Raw genomic sequence first — 17,373 nt, forward strand, 5'->3', positions numbered from 1 at the left:
CGTTAGTGATGTTTTTGTTTGTTAAGCTAGAAAAACTCAATTTTCCTGTCATTTTTGTGTTCGAAGCGTTATAACTATTAATTATATTACACGCGACTATAACGCTCTCTTTGCAAATAAGTTAGCACAGAAATGAGTAAAGGATTACGAGGTTAGATATGAAGTTACAGCAACTGAAGTACATTGTTGAGGTTGTAAACCATAACCTAAATGTTTCAGCTACAGCAGAGAGTTTGTACACATCTCAGCCTGGCATTAGTAAGCAAGTTAGATTACTTGAAGACGAACTAGGCATTCAGATTTTTGAGCGTAGCGGCAAGCATCTAACGCAGGTTACCCAAGCGGGTGAGGATATCATTCGTATCTCTCAAGAGATTTTGGCGCGCGTTGAAAGCATTAAAGCGGTAGCGGGTGAACACACACATCCAGAGATGGGTACATTGAATATTTCAACGACTCATACTCAAGCTCGTTATGCACTGCCTGATGTGATTAAAGGTTTCACGGCGCGCTATCCAAAAGTATCGCTTCACATGCACCAAGGTACGCCAAGCCAAATGTCAGAAGCCGTCGCTAAAGGTACAGCGAATTTTGCGATTGCAACGGAAGCGCTACACCTTTACCAAGATGCGATTATGCTGCCTTGTTACCACTGGAACCGTTCGATCGTCGTGACCAAAGATCATCCCCTGGCACAGAAGCGTAATATCACGATCGAAGATCTTGCGGCTTACTCTCTCGTGACTTATGTATTTGGTTTCACTGGCCGTTCTGAGCTTGATACCGCGTTTAACAAAGTAGGTTTAACACCGCGTGTTGTGTTTACTGCGACCGATGCAGACGTAATCAAAACCTACGTTCGTATGGGCATTGGTGTTGGTGTAATTGCAAGTATGGCTATTGACCACGAGCAAGATACTGATTTGGTTGCGATTGATGCGAGCCATCTATTTGGTGCGAGCACAACCAGCATTGGTTTTAGAAAAGGCACCTTCTTGCGTTCTTACATGTTTGATTTCATGGAGCGTTTTGCACCGCACTTAACTCGCCCTGTGGTTGAGCAAGCTATTTCTTTGAAATCGAATGAAGAGATCGAAGAGATGTTTAAAGATATCGAGCTGCCAGTTCGTTAATCTCGTCGTGTAAATCTAGATTCTTATTCGGCCTGTATTTGCAGGCCGTTTTTCTTTTGGGCTTTTAGTTTTCGTTTTCTTTATCGAGCCTTTCCATTTCGACCTCTTACCCCTACAATCCACGCATCATAGGGGGAAGCATGCATTCACGATTTAAAATACTCGATTCATTTTTGTTAGAGCACCAGATTTACTGGCGTTCAGAGCCTTTTCACCTATGCCAAACTCAACAGCAGCCGTGGAAAGAGGTCAATCGTCCACTCGTTGATTGGTTAGAAAGCTTAGATAATGAAAGCATTCAAACCTTAAAAGAGCAGCCTCAGCTTTTGATTGAGGAACTGACTCGTTTCCTACCTGAATTAGAAACTGCTACCCAAAACATCCAGTTCGATAACACTGCTTTGGTTGGTTTAGACCTCCCACGTGGTACTGCTGATGGTATTCCTGGCCGAAAGCTACATCAAATTGTCGCAATGGGCGAGGCTGCATTATGCCATCACCATGGCAAAGAGTGGCTCGAGTGGTGTTCTGGTAAAGGCTTTCTTGGTCGAATCCTATCTCAGCAATCGGATCAAAAAGTCACTAGCTTTGAATGGCAGCAATCGTTATGCGAAAGCGGACAAAAGATTGCGGATGACCAGAAGTTAGCGATGGATTTTGTTCAAGGAGATGCGTTTTCAGACAAGGCCGATGACGTGTTTAATTCGTACCAACATGCCGTGGCCCTTCATGCTTGTGGTGATCTTCATGTTGAGCTAGTTAAAAAGTCAGTGTCACATGGGCTACCAGCGGTCACTATTTCTCCTTGTTGTTATCATCTTATTCGAGACGAAAACTATCAAGCGATGTCTTCTATCGCGAAAAGCTCAGCATTAACGTTAAGTAAGAGCGACTTGAGAATCCCGCTTCAAGAAACCGTTACTGGTGGTGAAAGAGTAAAAAGACATCGTCAACTAGAGATGAGCTATCGTCTAGGCTTCAGCCAGTTGCTTAAGGCTGAACTTAACATTGACGAATACATTCCTGTACCGAGCATCAAAAAATCAGAGTTAGCTGAGGGTTTTGAATCTTTCTGCCGTTGGGCATCTGAAGTGAAAGAGCTATCGCTGGGCTCAGATATTGATTTTGACTCTTATTTGATTCAAGGCGAAGCGCTTTTCTGGGAAATGGAAAAGCTGAGTTTGGTTCAACAAGTCTTTAGACGACCATTAGAGATATGGCTGGCTTTAGATCGCGCTATCTATCTGAAAGAGCAAGGTTATGAAGCTACGATTGAAGAGTTCTGTGAACGCAGTATTACGCCAAGAAATCTATTGATTCATGGGGTTAAAATCGAGCGCTAGTGGTAAACCGTACTGTTACGTGTTTTTACGAACTAAATCCATTAATGCAAAAAAGCCAGCGCGACATAATGTCGTACTGGCTTTTTGTTTAATGTGTATGAGTTAACTGAACGCTTCAACGAGAAGATTATTGCGTTCAGTTAGTCATTACATCATTAGTTAAACATTGCGATTGCTTCTGCTGGGTCTACGTATTCAAGGTCAAAGCTTTCTGCAACTTCTTTACAAGTTACTTTACCGTGAATAACGTTTAGACCTTCTAGGAAGCCTTCATCAGATAGAAGTGCTTCGCGGTAGCCTTTGTTCGCTAGCTTAACAATGTAAGGAAGTGTTGCATTGTTTAGTGCGTAAGTTGAAGTACGAGCAACAGCGCCAGGCATGTTTGCAACACAGTAGTGAACTACGTCATCAACAATGTAAGTTGGGTCTGCGTGAGTGGTTGCGTGAGAAGTCTCGAAACAACCGCCTTGGTCGATTGCAACATCAACAACTGCTGAACCTGACTTCATCTTAGCGATGTGCTCTTTTGTAACCAATTTTGGAGCTGCTGCGCCAGGAATTAGTACTGCACCAATTACTAGGTCTGCTTCTAGAACATGCTTCTCAATGGCGTCTTCAGTAGAATAAACCACTTTTGCGCGACCTTGGAATTCTTCATCAAGTCGACGCAGTGTATCTACGTTACGGTCAAGAATTGTAACATCAGCGCGAAGGCCTACAGCCATACGTGCTGCGTTAGCACCTACAACACCGCCACCAACAACAACAACTTTTGCTGGTTCAACACCTGGAACGCCACCAAGAAGAAGACCACAACCACCGTTAGATTTCTCTAATGTTTGTGCACCTGCTTGAATAGACATACGACCAGCTACTTCAGACATTGGTGCTAATAGTGGCAAGCGACCCATATTATCTGTTACAGTCTCATAGGCTACGCAGACAGCTTTGCTCTTGATAAGCTCTTCAGTTTGTGGAAAATCTGGTGCAAGGTGTAAATAGGTAAATAATATTTGCCCTTCGCGAAGCATAGCTCGCTCGACAGCTTGAGGTTCTTTAACCTTTACAATCATCTCTGCTTTCGCGAAAACGTCAGCAGCAGTAGGAAGAATGGATGCGCCTACAGCGATGTAATCATCGTCTGAAAAACCGATACCAGTACCGGCATTGGTTTCTACAAAAACTTGGTGGCCGTGTGAGATTAGTTCTCTCACGCTAGCTGGGGTCATACCAACGCGGTATTCGTGGTTCTTGATTTCCTTAGGTACGCCAATGATCATCCTGACTCCTCATTTTATTTTGGTTGTTTTATCTATGTGTAGGGTAATTCTGTCGAATTAATATCTAGTATAGATAGGTTTAGATAAAATTTGATACTGAATATTAAAAAGTTGTAGTATATTTTTTTGCAAGGAAGTAATAAGGTGGAATAAAAAATGGCAGACAATTATAAGAAGCCGTCCAAGGAACTAGATCGTATTGACCGCAACATTCTTAATGAGTTGCAAAAAGACGGTCGTATCTCAAACGTTGAACTCTCAAAACGAGTAGGACTTTCTCCAACTCCATGTCTTGAACGTGTTCGTCGTTTAGAACGTCAAGGTTACATTACTGGGTACACAGCGTTGCTGAACCCACAGTACCTTGATGCTTCACTTTTAGTGTTTGTTGAAATTACATTGAACCGTGGTGCGCCAGATGTGTTCGAACAATTCAACACCGCTGTGCAGAAACTGGATGACATCCAAGAGTGTCATTTAGTGTCGGGTGATTTTGACTATCTTCTAAAAACACGTGTATCTGATATGGGTGCTTACCGTAAGCTACTGGGTGATACGTTACTTCGTCTACCGGGCGTAAACGACACTCGAACTTACGTAGTAATGGAAGAAGTGAAACAAACCAATCAACTTGTGATTAAAACTCGTTAGTCACAATTGGTGAAATGAAAGAAAGCGGACATTTGTTCCGCTTTCTTGCTTTCTGGAATTGGGTTTTTCTGTTTGATATGGTTAAATCAACAGTAGTTTCATTGAAACGAGCGGCTTTGGCCGCTCGAGATGTTTTTATCCCGTTTAATTATTAAGTTGGTTTATGTTCAAGCAGAGCAGTAATAAAGTAGAAACAATCATTAAAACGAGTGAAGAGCCTCAGTCTCCTCGTTTGAGTGGTTCTCAACGTCTCAAAGAGTGCAGTCTGATTCTCGGTGTTCTCTTCTCTATTCTACTTGCCGTTGCGTTATTAACTTTTAGTCCTGCAGACCCATCATGGTCGCAAACGGCGTGGGGTGGTGACATTCAAAATGCGGGTGGCTACCTAGGTGCTTGGTTGGCGGATACGCTTTTCTTCGTATTTGGCTCTTTGGCTTACCCTCTGCCTATCTTAGTGACGGTTGCTGCGTGGGTTTTATTCCGCAAACGTAATGAAGACGAGCAGATCGACTTCATGCTGTGGGGCACTCGCTTACTTGGCCTGACTATCCTAATTCTTACGAGTTGTGGTTTAGCGGATATCAACTTTGACGACATCTGGTACTTTTCATCCGGTGGCGTGGTAGGTGACGTTTTAACAAGCCTTGCACTTCCAACGTTGAATGTTCTTGGTAGTACGCTGGTTCTTCTTTTCTTATGGGGTGCTGGTTTCACTCTATTAACCGGTATCTCTTGGCTAAGCATTGTGGAATGGTTGGGTGAATGTGCCATCAAATTCTTCACGTCTACTGTTAATAAGGCTCGTGGCCAAGACCAAGAGCTGCTTGAGCCTCAATTAAGAGAATCAGCAGACCGCGATTTAATCGAAGAACGTCATCAGCAGCATCAAGCGCCAACTTACCGCGATGTTCCTGCTATAGAAGGCAACAAAGAATCAACAGAGCATGATCCGCTAGATCCTGCGATGAGTTTTTCTGCGACCAATGAGTCGGCAGACGTGGCGATAAATGCGCGAGACAATGCTGCATCGCCGAAGCGTCATTACAATATTCATATGCCTGTCGATGCTCCTGCGAAACAAGAAGCTCCTGTTCATGAAGAACCTCAGGTTCAGCCTCAAGCGGTAATTGAGTCAGAGCAAACGATCCCTGCAGCAGCTGTTTACCAAGCGCCAGAAGAACCGCTAGAAGAAGGTATTGAGCGCTCTAAACAGTTGAATGCAACGATAGAGCAGCTAGAAAATGCGGCCATGTATGAAGATGACCTAGCAGAACAAGATCAGGTTGACGCGCATGATTCTCAGGTTGCTTACCAACAATACATGCAGAACGAACAACCAGAAGTTGGCCCTGCTCATGCTGACCTTAGAAGTGCTGAACCAGAATTAGATAGCTCACCACAAGTAAATGGCGAATTTGGTTCTGAAGATGTTCAACCTGAATCTTTATACGCTTCACCTATGGGCGAGCCAGAAGCAACCGTGGAAGACGATTTCTCTGCACAACCTTCACCGTTTGATGTTACGGAAGAGCAAAGCTACCAACAGGGCTCAGAGCTTGAATCAGAACAGGCTGAAGCTGAATTAGCTGACGCAGCATTAATCGAAGAACAGTTTGAACCTTTCCCTTATCAAGAAGAACATTCAGAACCTGAACAGCCAACAGCACAAAACCTAGAGCCAACTGTTGATCTTCCTTGGGAAGAAGTAACGGAAGAAGAACCTGCGCATCAAGATCAAGATCAAGATGTCGCCGCATTCCAAAGCATTGTTTCTGAAGCCCAAGCGAATATGGCAGCGGCGCAGAATCCGTTCTTGGTTCAACAAGATGTTAATTTACCTAAGCCTGCTGAGCCATTACCCACGCTTGAATTGTTATTCCACCCTGAAAAGCGTGAAACCTTTATTGACCGTGATGCGCTAGAGGCAATTGCTCGTCTTGTTGAATCTAAGCTAGCGGACTACAAGATCAAAGCAGACGTTGTCGACATTTTCCCAGGTCCAGTAATCACTCGATTCGAACTTGATCTGGCTCCAGGTGTGAAAGTAAGCCGTATTTCTGGCCTTTCTATGGACTTAGCGCGTTCGCTCTCTGCATTGGCAGTACGTGTCGTAGAAGTGATTCCGGGTAAACCTTATGTTGGCTTAGAACTGCCGAATATGAGTCGCCAAACGGTATTCTTCTCAGACGTGGTTGCTAGCCCTCAGTTCCAAGAAGCGAAATCGCCAACGACAGTGGTTCTAGGACAAGACATCGCTGGTGAAGCCGTTATTGCTGATCTATCGAAAATGCCTCACGTTCTGGTTGCAGGTACAACCGGTTCTGGTAAGTCGGTAGGTGTGAACGTAATGATTCTGAGTATGCTTTACAAAGCATCACCGGAAGATGTTCGCTTCATCATGATCGACCCGAAAATGCTTGAGCTATCGGTTTATGAGGGTATTCCTCATCTATTGTCTGAAGTGGTAACCGACATGAAAGATGCGTCGAACGCCCTTCGTTGGTGTGTTGGCGAGATGGAACGACGTTATAAGCTGATGTCAGCATTAGGCGTTCGTAACATTAAAGGTTACAACGATAAGCTTAAGATGGCAGCGGAAGCGGGTCACCCAATTCACGATCCACTGTGGAAGCCGGGCGACAGCATGGACCCAGAAGCGCCATTGCTTGAGAAACTGCCTTACATTGTGGTTATCGTTGATGAATTTGCCGACCTAATCATGGTGGTTGGTAAGAAGGTTGAAGAACTGATTGCACGTTTGGCACAAAAAGCACGTGCGGCGGGTGTTCACTTGATCCTAGCGACGCAACGTCCATCAGTGGATGTTATTACTGGTCTTATTAAAGCGAACATTCCAACCCGTGTGGCCTTTACGGTATCAACTAAAACGGATTCACGAACTATCCTTGACCAAGGTGGTGCGGAATCACTATTGGGCATGGGTGATATGCTTTACTTGCCTCCTGGTTCTAGCCATACAACTCGTGTTCACGGTGCCTTTGCATCTGATGACGATGTACACGCAGTCGTGAATAACTGGAAAGCGCGTGGTAAGCCAAACTATATTGATGAAATCACCAACGGCGAACAAACTCCAGAAACCTTGCTTCCGGGTGAGAAGATGGAAGGTGATGAAGAGGTCGATCCTCTGTTTGATCAGGTGGTAGAACACGTTGTTCATTCACGTCGTGGCTCAGTTTCAGGTGTACAGCGTCGATTCAAGATTGGCTACAACCGTGCTGCACGTATTGTCGAGCAACTTGAAGCTCAAGGTATCGTAAGTGCTCCAGGTCATAACGGTAACCGAGAAGTCTTAGCACCAGCGCCACCAAAAGATTAGTTCTACTAGGGCGTGTAGATCTCTCGAGCTGATTTTTGCAGCGAGTTGCTGGGTATTTATACAAGGCAGAGGCTTTGATGTGTAGCTAGCCTACATGAGAAGCCGATAGCGTAGTAGAAATGACCAGCAAACGCTGCCCGAAGGGTTCGGCTAAAAGCGTTTTACTCTTTGTTGAGGGAGATTTGCTTAGAATGACTAGGCTACTTCCCCCTCGCCGCGATTAAAACGCTTTTATCTCGAACAAAATTCAACCACGAAAGGTCAACACGCCCTATGAACTTATACCCATTAAGTCGGTCAAATCGAAAATATGACCGACTTATGTTCTAACAGGATTATTGATGAAAAAAGTATTCGCACTTTTATTTATGAGCTTCTCAGTGTTTGCTTCTCCGAAAGAAGAGTTGAGTAGCCGCTTGGCATTAAACGCAGGCTTCAGCGCTGACTTTAAACAAGTCGTGACCAGCCCTGATGGTGATGTTGTTATGGAAGGTGAGGGCACGGTAGAGATTGCACGCCCAAGCCTGTTCCGCTGGGAGACCACGTTCCCTGATGAAAACTTGTTGGTATCTGATGGCCAAAGCTTGTGGTACTACAGCCCGTTCATTGAGCAAGTGAGCATTTATTGGCAAGAGCAAGCGACATCACAGACACCTTTTGTCCTGCTTACACGTAACCAAGAAAGTGATTGGGATAACTATAATGTGGCGCAAACGGGTAACCAATTCACGCTAACGCCAACTGCTGTCGATTCTAATCAGGGCGACTTCCAGATTAATATCACCGAAAAGGGCATTGTTCAGGGCTTTAATGTGATTGAACAAGACGGTCAAAAAGGTGAGTTTACCTTTAGCAATGTTGATTTGGGTAAACCTGCAGCAGACCGCTTTACTTTTGTGGCACCGGAAGGTGTCGAGGTCGACGACCAAAGAAACTGATCTAAACAAGCAGATCGTTTGGTAGTACGTCGATAGGCATTAATGCCATCAACGAATCAAGAGATTGCAATTGAGTAATTACAGCTTAGATTTTGCGGGGGACGAAGATTTTCGTCCCCTTGCTGCTCGTATGAGACCGGAAACTGTCGAACAGTACATCGGTCAGCAGCATATATTAGGCCCAGGTAAACCACTTCGCAGAGCGTTGGAAGCGGGCCATATCCACTCGATGATTTTGTGGGGGCCTCCGGGCACCGGTAAAACGACGTTAGCCGAAGTTGCAGCAAACTATGCGAATGCTGAAGTGGAACGCGTATCGGCGGTAACCTCGGGCGTAAAAGACATTCGTATTGCAATTGAAAAAGCGCGCGAGAACAAGCAAGCAGGGCGCAGAACCATCCTGTTTGTGGACGAAGTCCATCGCTTTAACAAAAGTCAGCAAGATGCTTTTCTGCCTCATATCGAAGATGGCACCGTGACCTTTATTGGTGCGACGACAGAAAACCCATCTTTTGAACTGAACAACGCTTTGTTGTCACGTGCGCGTGTCTACAAACTGACGTCCCTGAACACAGATGATATTTCTCTTGTCATTCGCCAAGCGATTGAAGATAAGCAACGTGGGTTAGGTGATGTGCCTGTTGATTTTGCTGATAATGTTTTAGATCGCCTTGCAGAACTGGTTAACGGCGACGCGCGTATGTCGCTTAACTACCTTGAACTGCTGTATGACATGGCAGAAGACAACGATAAAGGCGAGAAAGCGATAACCTTGCAGTTGTTGGCTGAAGTGGCTGGTGAGAAAGTCGCTCGTTTCGATAACAAGGGTGATATTTGGTACGACCTAATCTCCGCGGTTCATAAGTCAATTCGTGGCTCAAACCCTGATGCGGCCTTGTATTGGTCAGCACGAATGATTGCTGCGGGTTGTGATCCTTTGTATATTGTTAGACGCTTGCTGGCGATTGCTTCTGAAGATATCGGTAACGCTGATCCTCGCGCCATGCAGGTAGCGATGTCGGCTTGGGATTGCTTCACGCGCATTGGCCCTGCTGAAGGGGAGCGTGCGATTGCGCAGGCGGTTGTTTATCTCGCATGTGCACCAAAGAGTAACGCCGTTTACACCGCGTGGAAGCAAGCGTTAACAGATGCTCACAATCTTCCTGAATATGAAGTGCCGCATCATTTGCGAAATGCACCGACAACTTTGATGAAGGACATGGGCTACGGGCAAGAATACCGTTATGCTCATGACGAACCAGGAGCCTACGCCGCTGGTGAAAAGTATCTGCCTCCTGAAATGGGAGAGAAGCAATACTATTTCCCAACAAAACGAGGCTTAGAGACCAAAATTGGCGAGAAGCTAGATTATCTGGCGGATTTGGACGCAAAAAGCCCACAAAAACGCTATGAAAAGTAGTCTTTTTTGGATATCGTTACCTAGTCATAAAATTTCAATTAAATCGTTATAAATTGGTCGAAATAACACCAGTTTTAGGGGTTTAGCAGTGATTCAGTAGCAAGCTACTGAATATTCAAATAACTAAAGCATAGGATTAGCAATGCTGGATTCTAAATTACTTCGAGCTGAGCTGGATGAAACAGCGGCAAAATTAGCACGTCGAGGCTTCACCCTTGATGTAGAGACAATTCGTGAACTTGAAGAAAAACGTAAGTCCCTTCAGATGAAAACTGAAGAGCTACAAGCGTTACGTAACTCTCGATCGAAGTCCATTGGTCAAGCGAAAGCAAAAGGCGACCATGAAGAAGCTGAGCGTATCCTTGCAGAAGTAGGCAACTTAGGCGCAGAACTAGACCAAGCTAAAGTAGCATTGGCTGATCTTCAATCTGAGCTAGAAACGATCACAATGTCTATTCCTAACCTACCTGATGCAGAAGTGCCAGATGGTAAAGATGAAGACGATAACGTAGAAGTTTCTCGTTGGGGTCAACCTAAGACTTACGACTTTGAAGTGAAAGATCACGTCGATCTTGGCGAAATGTCTGGCGGTCTTGATTTTGCTAGCGCAGTTAAAATCTCGGGTTCTCGTTTCATCGTGATGAAAGGCAAATTTGCACGTCTACACCGTGCTATTGCTCAGTTCATGCTGGACCTTCACAGTGATGAGCACGGCTACACAGAAATGTACGTACCGTATCTAGTGAACCACGATAGCCTTTACGGTACTGGTCAACTTCCTAAGTTCGGCGAAGACTTGTTCCACACAAGCCCGCTAACTGAGCAAGTAAGTGACGTACCTCTTAAGACTCTATCGCTTATCCCTACTGCGGAAGTACCGGTAACGAACATGGTTCGTGACACGATCACTGATGAAGCTGAACTGCCACTTAAGATGACAGCTCACACGCCGTGTTTCCGTTCTGAAGCGGGTTCTTACGGTCGTGACACTCGTGGTCTTATCCGTATGCACCAATTCGACAAAGTTGAATTAGTACAAATCACTAAGCCAGAAGACTCAATGGCAGCGCTTGAAGAGCTAACTGGCCACGCTGAGAAAGTACTTCAACTTCTAGAGCTTCCTTACCGTAAAGTGATTCTATGTACAGGTGACATGGGCTTCGGTTCTGCGAAAACTTACGACTTAGAAGTATGGGTTCCAGCACAAGAGACTTACCGTGAGATTTCTTCTTGTTCAAACATGTGGGATTTCCAAGCGCGTCGTATGCAAGCTCGTTTCCGTCGTAAAGGCGAGAAAAAACCTGAACTTGTACACACACTAAACGGTTCTGGTCTTGCTGTTGGTCGTACTATGGTTGCTATCCTTGAGAACAACCAAGAAGCAGATGGCCGTATTGCTATCCCAGAAGTACTTCAACCATACATGGGCGGCGTAACGCACATCGGTTAATTAGATTGATTAAGCATTAGGTTACTTATAAAACCCAGCCAACAGGCTGGGTTTTTTATTGCCTATAGAATAGTGCAGGGGCGAGAAATAAATAATTTTTGTTACCTATGTGTAATAGTGTTTTATTGATTTTGATAATTATTACAATCCTTAAATGTGGCTATAATATGCTCTTACCGCGGTAGGTATAGATTTTCTCGTTCAAATACTGAGGAGGGCTTATGGCCGTAGGATGGGCTGGTGACGATAGTGTCAGCCAGCAAATACAAAATACCATTGATGATGAGATCTCTCGTGTAAGAGGAAACCTTCGAGGTGGTGAGGGTTTGCGTTATTGTGATGAGTGTGGTGATGAGATTCCGGAACAAAGACGACGCGCGATCAAAGGCGTTCGTTTGTGTATAGAATGTCAGTCAATATTAGAGCATGACGCACATCGACATTCATTGTTTAACCGTCGAGCAAGTAAAGATAGCCAATTACGTTAAACTGACGGTTACCTTCAAGCAGTTAAGGCCTTACTTTTATGTAAGGCCTTTTAGTTTAATTAAATGATTTATTAATGAAGATATATAGAAATAATCGTCGCTCTTGTTTAGAGCAATAAACGCCTTATTTAAAGCAATGAGTATTTTGTAATGCAGTGTCGATAGCAGCGACCAATTGCTCAATATGTTGTGGTTTGATAATAAACGGAGGCATCATATAAATTAGCTTACCAAACGGACGGATCCAAACGCCTTGCTCTACAAAGTGAGCTTGGATGGTTTCCATATCGACAGGTGTGTGGGTTTCAACGACGCCAATCGCGCCCAACCAGCGAACGTCTTTGACAAGATCATGCTCTCGCAATGGTGGTAGCAACTCAGAGAAAAGCTGTTCGATCTGTTGAGTTTGATTTTTCCAATGACCTTGCTCGATGATGGATAAACTTGCCGCACCGACTGCGCAAGCTAATGGGTTACCCATGAATGTTGGCCCGTGCATAAAGCAGCCCGCTTCACCGCCACATACCGTGTCAGCAACTTCCTTACTCGCCAGCGTCGCTGACAATGTCATATAACCACCAGTTAAAGCCTTGCCTACGCATAAGATGTCCGGTTGAACATCGGCATGCTCACAAGCGAATAGTTTCCCTGTACGGCCAAACCCGGTCGCAATCTCATCCAAGATCAGCAATACGTTGAATTCATCACACAGTAAGCGAACTTGTTTTAGGAACTCAGGGTGGTAGATGCGCATGCCACCAGCCCCTTGAACGATTGGCTCTAAGATCACCGCTGCGACTTCTTGATGGTGTGCTGCCAGCTTTTCTTTAAAACTATCGATGTCACTTGAGTTCCACTCATCCCAAAAGCCTGTTTTTGGTGAATCAGCGAAAATATGTTCCGGTAAAAAGCCTTTGTAGAGGCTGTGCATCGAGTTGTCAGGGTCGGTCACTGACATCGCCGCAAAGGTATCACCGTGGTAGCCATCTCTTAGTGTGAGGAACTTTGAACGAGGTTGTCCTTTAGCGTGCCAATATTGCAGTGCCATTTTTAGGCTAACTTCTACGGCAACTGAACCTGAATCGGCCAAAAATACATGCTCAAGATTACTTGGCGCGAGATTCAAAAGCTTCTTACATAGATCGATAGCGGGCTGGTGGGTGATGCCACCAAACATAACGTGTGAAACCTTATCGATTTGACTATGAGCTGCAGCGTTTAGCTCTGGATGATTGTAGCCGTGGATGGTTGACCACCAAGATGACATACCATCAATAATTCGTTTTCCGCCTTCTAATTCTAGGTGAACACCGTCTGCGTTGGTGACTGGATAGCAGGTCAGAGGTGTTAACGTTGATGTGTAGGGATGCCAGATATGCTGGCGATCAAAGGCGAGATCCATAGTAACTTCCATTCTTGGTGCGGTTAAAAAATAACCATATGTAAACTTTTGATATTATCAATGTGTTGACAGTCTAAAGCTTGTCGGTAGACTAGCCAAGCATAAATGCAATCTCTATTGATAGAGATGAAACATCAAATAATAAAAAAGGATCGACACGTGGAAGTTCGTCATGACTGGACAGTTGCTGAAGTAACAGCACTGCTTGAAAAACCGTTTATGGATTTAATGTTTGAAGCTCAAGTGGTTCATAGACAGTACCAAGAGCACAACCACGTGCAGGTGAGTACGCTTCTATCGATTAAGACTGGTGCTTGTCCTGAAGACTGTAAGTATTGTCCTCAAAGTGCTCACTACCGAACGGATGTCGACAAAGAACGCCTAATGGAAGTAGAGCGTGTTTTGGATGCGGCGCAAAAAGCCAAGAACGCGGGCTCGACTCGTTTCTGTATGGGCGCGGCGTGGAAAAACCCGAAAGAACGCGATATGCCTCACTTGACTGATATGATCAAAGGTGTGAAAGGTATGGGTCTAGAAACCTGTATGACACTAGGCATGTTAACCCCTGATCAAGCTGGCGAGTTAGCGGATGCAGGCTTGGATTACTACAACCATAACCTTGATACGTCTCCCGAGTTTTACGGCAGCATCATCACCACTCGTACTTACCAAGATCGTTTAGATACGCTATCTCACGTACGTGATGCCGGTATGAAGATCTGTTCTGGTGGCATTATTGGTATGGGCGAAAGTACCAATGACCGTGCAGGCCTGCTGGTAGAGCTAGCGAACCTTCCGGTACACCCTGAGAGTGTGCCAATCAACATGCTCGTGAAAGTGAAAGGCACACCGATGGAAAACGTCGATGATGTTGAATCTTTTGACTTCATTAAGTTGATTGCGATTGCTCGTATCATGATGCCAATGTCAGCGGTTCGTCTATCTGCAGGTCGCGAGAATATGAATGAACAGATGCAGGCGATGTGCTTCATGGCTGGCGCGAACTCTATCTTCTACGGTTGTAAGCTACTGACTACGCCAAACCCAGATGAAGACACGGACATGCAGCTGTTTAAGAAGTTAGGCATCAACAGCCAACAAGTGGCTCAGAAGCCTGATGAAATTCAAGAAAACGAACTGTTAGATCAAGTAGTGGAGCGCGTTGCTGCTCGTCCAACGAAAGATGACATGTTCTACGATGCCACTGTTTAAATCCCGTATCAAAGATGCCCTTGTTCAACGCCGTGAGCAGGGGCTAACTCGTCAACTTAAAGTGCTCGAAAACAGTAATGGTCCTTTGCTTAATTGCGAAGGTTCTCGCTTTATTAATTTTTCGAGTAATGATTACCTAGGCTTGGCGAACGACCCTGAATTGGTAGAGGCGTGGCAAGCGGGGCTTTCCCTTTATGGTGCTGGCAGTGCGGCATCGCCATTGGTCACGGGTTTTAGTCCTGCTCATAGAAATTTAGAAGCTCAGCTGTGTGAATGGTTGGGCTTTGAACGTGCGATTCTCTTTAGTTCTGGTTTCAGTGCGAACCAAGCCTTGTTGTTTTCTCTGCTCGAAAAAGACGACTCTCTGCTGCAAGACAAGCTTAATCACGCCTCTTTGATGGAAGCGGGGATGCTTTCTCATGCAACCATGAAACGCTTTAAACACAACGACACGCAGCATCTAGAGTCTCTATTAAGCCGATCTCTACAATCCTTGGTCGTCACTGAGGGCGTATTCAGCATGGACGGCGATCAAGCGCCTCTCAGCCAGATATCTAACCTGACTCATCAATACGACAGTTGGTTGGCGGTTGATGATGCCCACGGTATCGGCGTATTAGGTGATAAAGGAGCTGGGAGTTGCAGTGCAGCACAAATCTCCCCCGATATTTTGGTGGTGACCTTTGGCAAAGCATTTGGCGTTTCTGGTGCTGCGATTCTTTGTTCGTCAGAAGTGGGTGATTACTTAACTCAGTTTGCTCGTCATCATGTGTACTCGACGGCGATGCCACCTTCACAAGCGGTGGCTTTATCTCATGCCTGTAAGATGACTCAAACTCAAGAGTGGCGCCGAGAAAAGCTGACTGAGTTAGGGTCTCTCTATGCAGAGCAGGTGAGCGGCTTGAAAGGCTTTGTGGATACTCAGACTCCGATTAAGCCATTTGTGATAGGTGAAGCACAAGCGGCATTATCAATAGCTGAAGAGTTAAAGCAAAACCAAGTTTGGGTGACCGCAATAAGGCCGCCAGCCATACCTGCTGGAACTGCTCGATTACGAATCACGTTAACAGCTAACCATAGCCCAAAACAGATTCTCCAGTTAACCAGGTCGTTGCATCAAGCCATTGAACGAAACATCGACTTAAGCACTGAACCGGGTATCCATCCAAGCTTTGAATCAAATAAAGAGGCTCAGTAAATGTCACAAGAAGCAGTAGTGCATAATTACGTTGGCCAAGATAAGAGTGCGATTGCCGAAGCCTTTGGTAAAGCGGCAACAACCTATGACAAACACGCTGAATTTCAACGCGATGTTGGCCACCGATTACTGGATAAATTACCCAGCGATCTGTCAGGCTTTAAGGTGCTGGATCTAGGTTGTGGTACTGGCTATTTCTCCGAGCAACTTGTAAAACGAGGCGCCGAAGTGGTTTGCGCTGATCTTTCTGTTGGAATGCTAGCAACAGCAGAGAAGCGGTGTGGTGCATCTGTATCTTTATATCAACAAGCCGATGCCGAACAATTGCCGTTTGAAGATGGGTGCTTTGACATCGTTTTCTCTAGCCTTGCGTTGCAATGGTGTGACGATTTGTCGTCGCCTTTGAGAGAGATGAAGCGTGTTACAGCGGCTGGTGGGCGTGTTATTTTCTCAACTTTGCTTGATGGGTCGCTGTTTGAACTGAAAAAGTCGTGGTCCAAAATTGACGCACATCAACACGTTAACCATTTTATTACAATCAATAAGGTAAAAATTGCGTTAGCGCAATCTAGCTGTACCGTTCATCAACTAGACTTGCCCACCATCACCGTTTGGTACGACACTGCGTTTGAACTGATGCGCGACCTTAAAGGTATCGGCGCTAATCACGTAAGTGGTCGCTCACAAGGTTTAACAAGTCGTCGCATGTTGCAGCTTGTTGATCGGGAATATCGAGAGTTTAAGAACCATCAAGGTTTCTTACCAGCAACATATCAAGTTTGTTTAGGGGTTATTCAATTATGATTGATGCATTATTCATTGCAGGTACGGATACCGAAGTGGGAAAAACTGTGGTTTCAAAAGCGATTCTTCAAGCTTTGGCCGCACAAGATTTATCAACAATTGGTTACAAACCAGTTGCTGCAGGGAGTGAAAAATCCCCTGAAGGACTACGTAATAGTGATGCACTGCATCTTCAAGAAGCGGCGACGCAAGATATTGCTTACGAAGACGTCAATCCATACGCGTTGTTGCTACCATCATCGCCTCACATCGCTGCTAAGCATGATGGTGTTGTAATTGATGAGGCGGTATTATCAGCGAAGCTAGAAGAGCATAAGAAAAACTCTGACATCGTGTTAGTTGAAGGTGCTGGTGGTTGGCGAGTCCCGGTTTCAGACGATGAATATCTTTCTAGCTGGGTTAAAAAAGAGCAACTGCCAGTGGTACTGACTGTGGGTATTAAACTTGGTTGTTTGAGCCACGCTCTATTAACGGCAGAAGCGATTCGTGCTGATGGCCTAAACCTAGTAGGTTGGGTCGCAAACCGTATCAATCCAGGTACTGAGCACTACGCAGATATTATTGCGATGCTTGAAGATAAGTTAGGTGCACCTAAGTTAGGTGAAATCCCTTACGTCCCAAAAGCGAAGTCTAAAAACATTGGTAAGTACATTGATGTGCAGCCTTTGCTTGCGCTTTAATTACCACGTTATGTACTAAATAAGAAAAGGGCTG

Annotated in this window: 14 protein-coding genes; 12 read left to right on the plus strand and 2 right to left on the minus strand. The window is 45.1% G+C overall.

Annotated features, from left to right (window positions below; translation table 11 throughout):
- Positions 1-158: 158 nt before the first annotated feature.
- Positions 159-1,133 (plus strand): HTH-type transcriptional regulator CysB, encoded by a 975-nt coding sequence (cysB, locus tag AB6E51_RS00965; protein WP_017060244.1) that lies wholly within the window; start codon positions 159-161, stop codon positions 1,131-1,133.
- Between the two features lie 140 nt (positions 1,134-1,273).
- A complete protein-coding gene (locus AB6E51_RS00970; RefSeq protein WP_102332953.1) occupies positions 1,274-2,476 on the plus strand; it encodes a methyltransferase in 1,203 nt (400 codons plus the stop codon).
- Positions 2,477-2,631: 155 nt separating this feature from the next.
- Here the strand turns inward: AB6E51_RS00970 and ald are convergent, their stop codons facing one another.
- Positions 2,632-3,756 carry an alanine dehydrogenase gene (ald, locus tag AB6E51_RS00975; protein ID WP_102332952.1) on the minus strand — a complete coding sequence of 375 codons (1,125 nt, stop codon included), beginning with the start codon at positions 3,754-3,756 and terminating at the stop codon, positions 2,632-2,634.
- Positions 3,757-3,912: 156 nt separating this feature from the next.
- On the opposite strand from ald, the gene lrp reads away from it, so the two are divergent.
- The 6 genes from lrp to AB6E51_RS01005 all read left to right on the plus strand — a co-directional run bounded on the left by lrp (position 3,913) and on the right by AB6E51_RS01005 (position 12,043).
- A complete protein-coding gene (lrp, locus tag AB6E51_RS00980) occupies positions 3,913-4,407 on the plus strand; it encodes a leucine-responsive transcriptional regulator Lrp (RefSeq protein ID WP_004734558.1) in 495 nt (164 codons plus the stop codon).
- A 163-nt stretch (positions 4,408-4,570) separates the two neighbouring features.
- Complete coding sequence (locus tag AB6E51_RS00985; protein WP_372058562.1) at positions 4,571-7,747, plus strand: DNA translocase FtsK 4TM domain-containing protein; 3,177 nt, start codon at positions 4,571-4,573, stop codon at positions 7,745-7,747.
- Between the two features lie 341 nt (positions 7,748-8,088).
- Positions 8,089-8,685 carry an outer membrane lipoprotein chaperone LolA gene (gene lolA, locus AB6E51_RS00990; protein WP_017060248.1) on the plus strand — a complete coding sequence of 199 codons (597 nt, stop codon included), beginning with the start codon at positions 8,089-8,091 and terminating at the stop codon, positions 8,683-8,685.
- A 64-nt stretch (positions 8,686-8,749) separates the two neighbouring features.
- The gene (locus AB6E51_RS00995) at positions 8,750-10,105 is read left to right on the plus strand and encodes a replication-associated recombination protein A (protein ID WP_017060249.1); all 1,356 of its coding nucleotides are present in this window, start codon (positions 8,750-8,752) and stop codon (positions 10,103-10,105) included.
- Positions 10,106-10,247: 142 nt separating this feature from the next.
- The gene (gene serS / locus AB6E51_RS01000) at positions 10,248-11,555 is read left to right on the plus strand and encodes a serine--tRNA ligase (RefSeq protein WP_372058560.1); all 1,308 of its coding nucleotides are present in this window, start codon (positions 10,248-10,250) and stop codon (positions 11,553-11,555) included.
- Between the two features lie 221 nt (positions 11,556-11,776).
- Positions 11,777-12,043 carry a DksA/TraR family C4-type zinc finger protein gene (locus AB6E51_RS01005; protein WP_017060251.1) on the plus strand — a complete coding sequence of 89 codons (267 nt, stop codon included), beginning with the start codon at positions 11,777-11,779 and terminating at the stop codon, positions 12,041-12,043.
- A 124-nt stretch (positions 12,044-12,167) separates the two neighbouring features.
- Here the strand turns inward: AB6E51_RS01005 and bioA are convergent, their stop codons facing one another.
- The gene (gene bioA, locus AB6E51_RS01010) at positions 12,168-13,445 is read right to left on the minus strand and encodes an adenosylmethionine--8-amino-7-oxononanoate transaminase (protein ID WP_372058558.1); all 1,278 of its coding nucleotides are present in this window, start codon (positions 13,443-13,445) and stop codon (positions 12,168-12,170) included.
- 159 nt (positions 13,446-13,604) lie between these two features.
- Between bioA and bioB the strand changes: the two genes are divergently transcribed.
- From bioB to bioD, 4 genes are read left to right on the plus strand one after another with little or no spacing between them, the layout of a single operon-like run.
- A complete protein-coding gene (gene bioB, locus AB6E51_RS01015) occupies positions 13,605-14,657 on the plus strand; it encodes a biotin synthase BioB (protein WP_016792500.1) in 1,053 nt (350 codons plus the stop codon).
- On the plus strand, positions 14,644-15,855 hold the full coding sequence (gene bioF, locus AB6E51_RS01020; protein WP_017060253.1) for an 8-amino-7-oxononanoate synthase: 1,212 nt from the start codon (positions 14,644-14,646) through the stop codon (positions 15,853-15,855). Before bioB ends, bioF begins: the two co-directional genes overlap by 14 nt.
- On the plus strand, positions 15,856-16,659 hold the full coding sequence (gene bioC / locus AB6E51_RS01025) for a malonyl-ACP O-methyltransferase BioC (RefSeq protein WP_017060254.1): 804 nt from the start codon (positions 15,856-15,858) through the stop codon (positions 16,657-16,659).
- On the plus strand, positions 16,656-17,339 hold the full coding sequence (gene bioD, locus AB6E51_RS01030; RefSeq protein WP_017060255.1) for a dethiobiotin synthase: 684 nt from the start codon (positions 16,656-16,658) through the stop codon (positions 17,337-17,339). The genes bioC and bioD overlap by 4 nt, the downstream gene beginning before the upstream one ends.
- Positions 17,340-17,373: the final 34 nt, after the last annotated feature.

The sequence above is a fragment of the Vibrio sp. 10N.247.311.47 genome, assembly GCF_041467535.1.
Lineage (GTDB): Bacteria > Pseudomonadota > Gammaproteobacteria > Enterobacterales > Vibrionaceae > Vibrio > Vibrio crassostreae_C.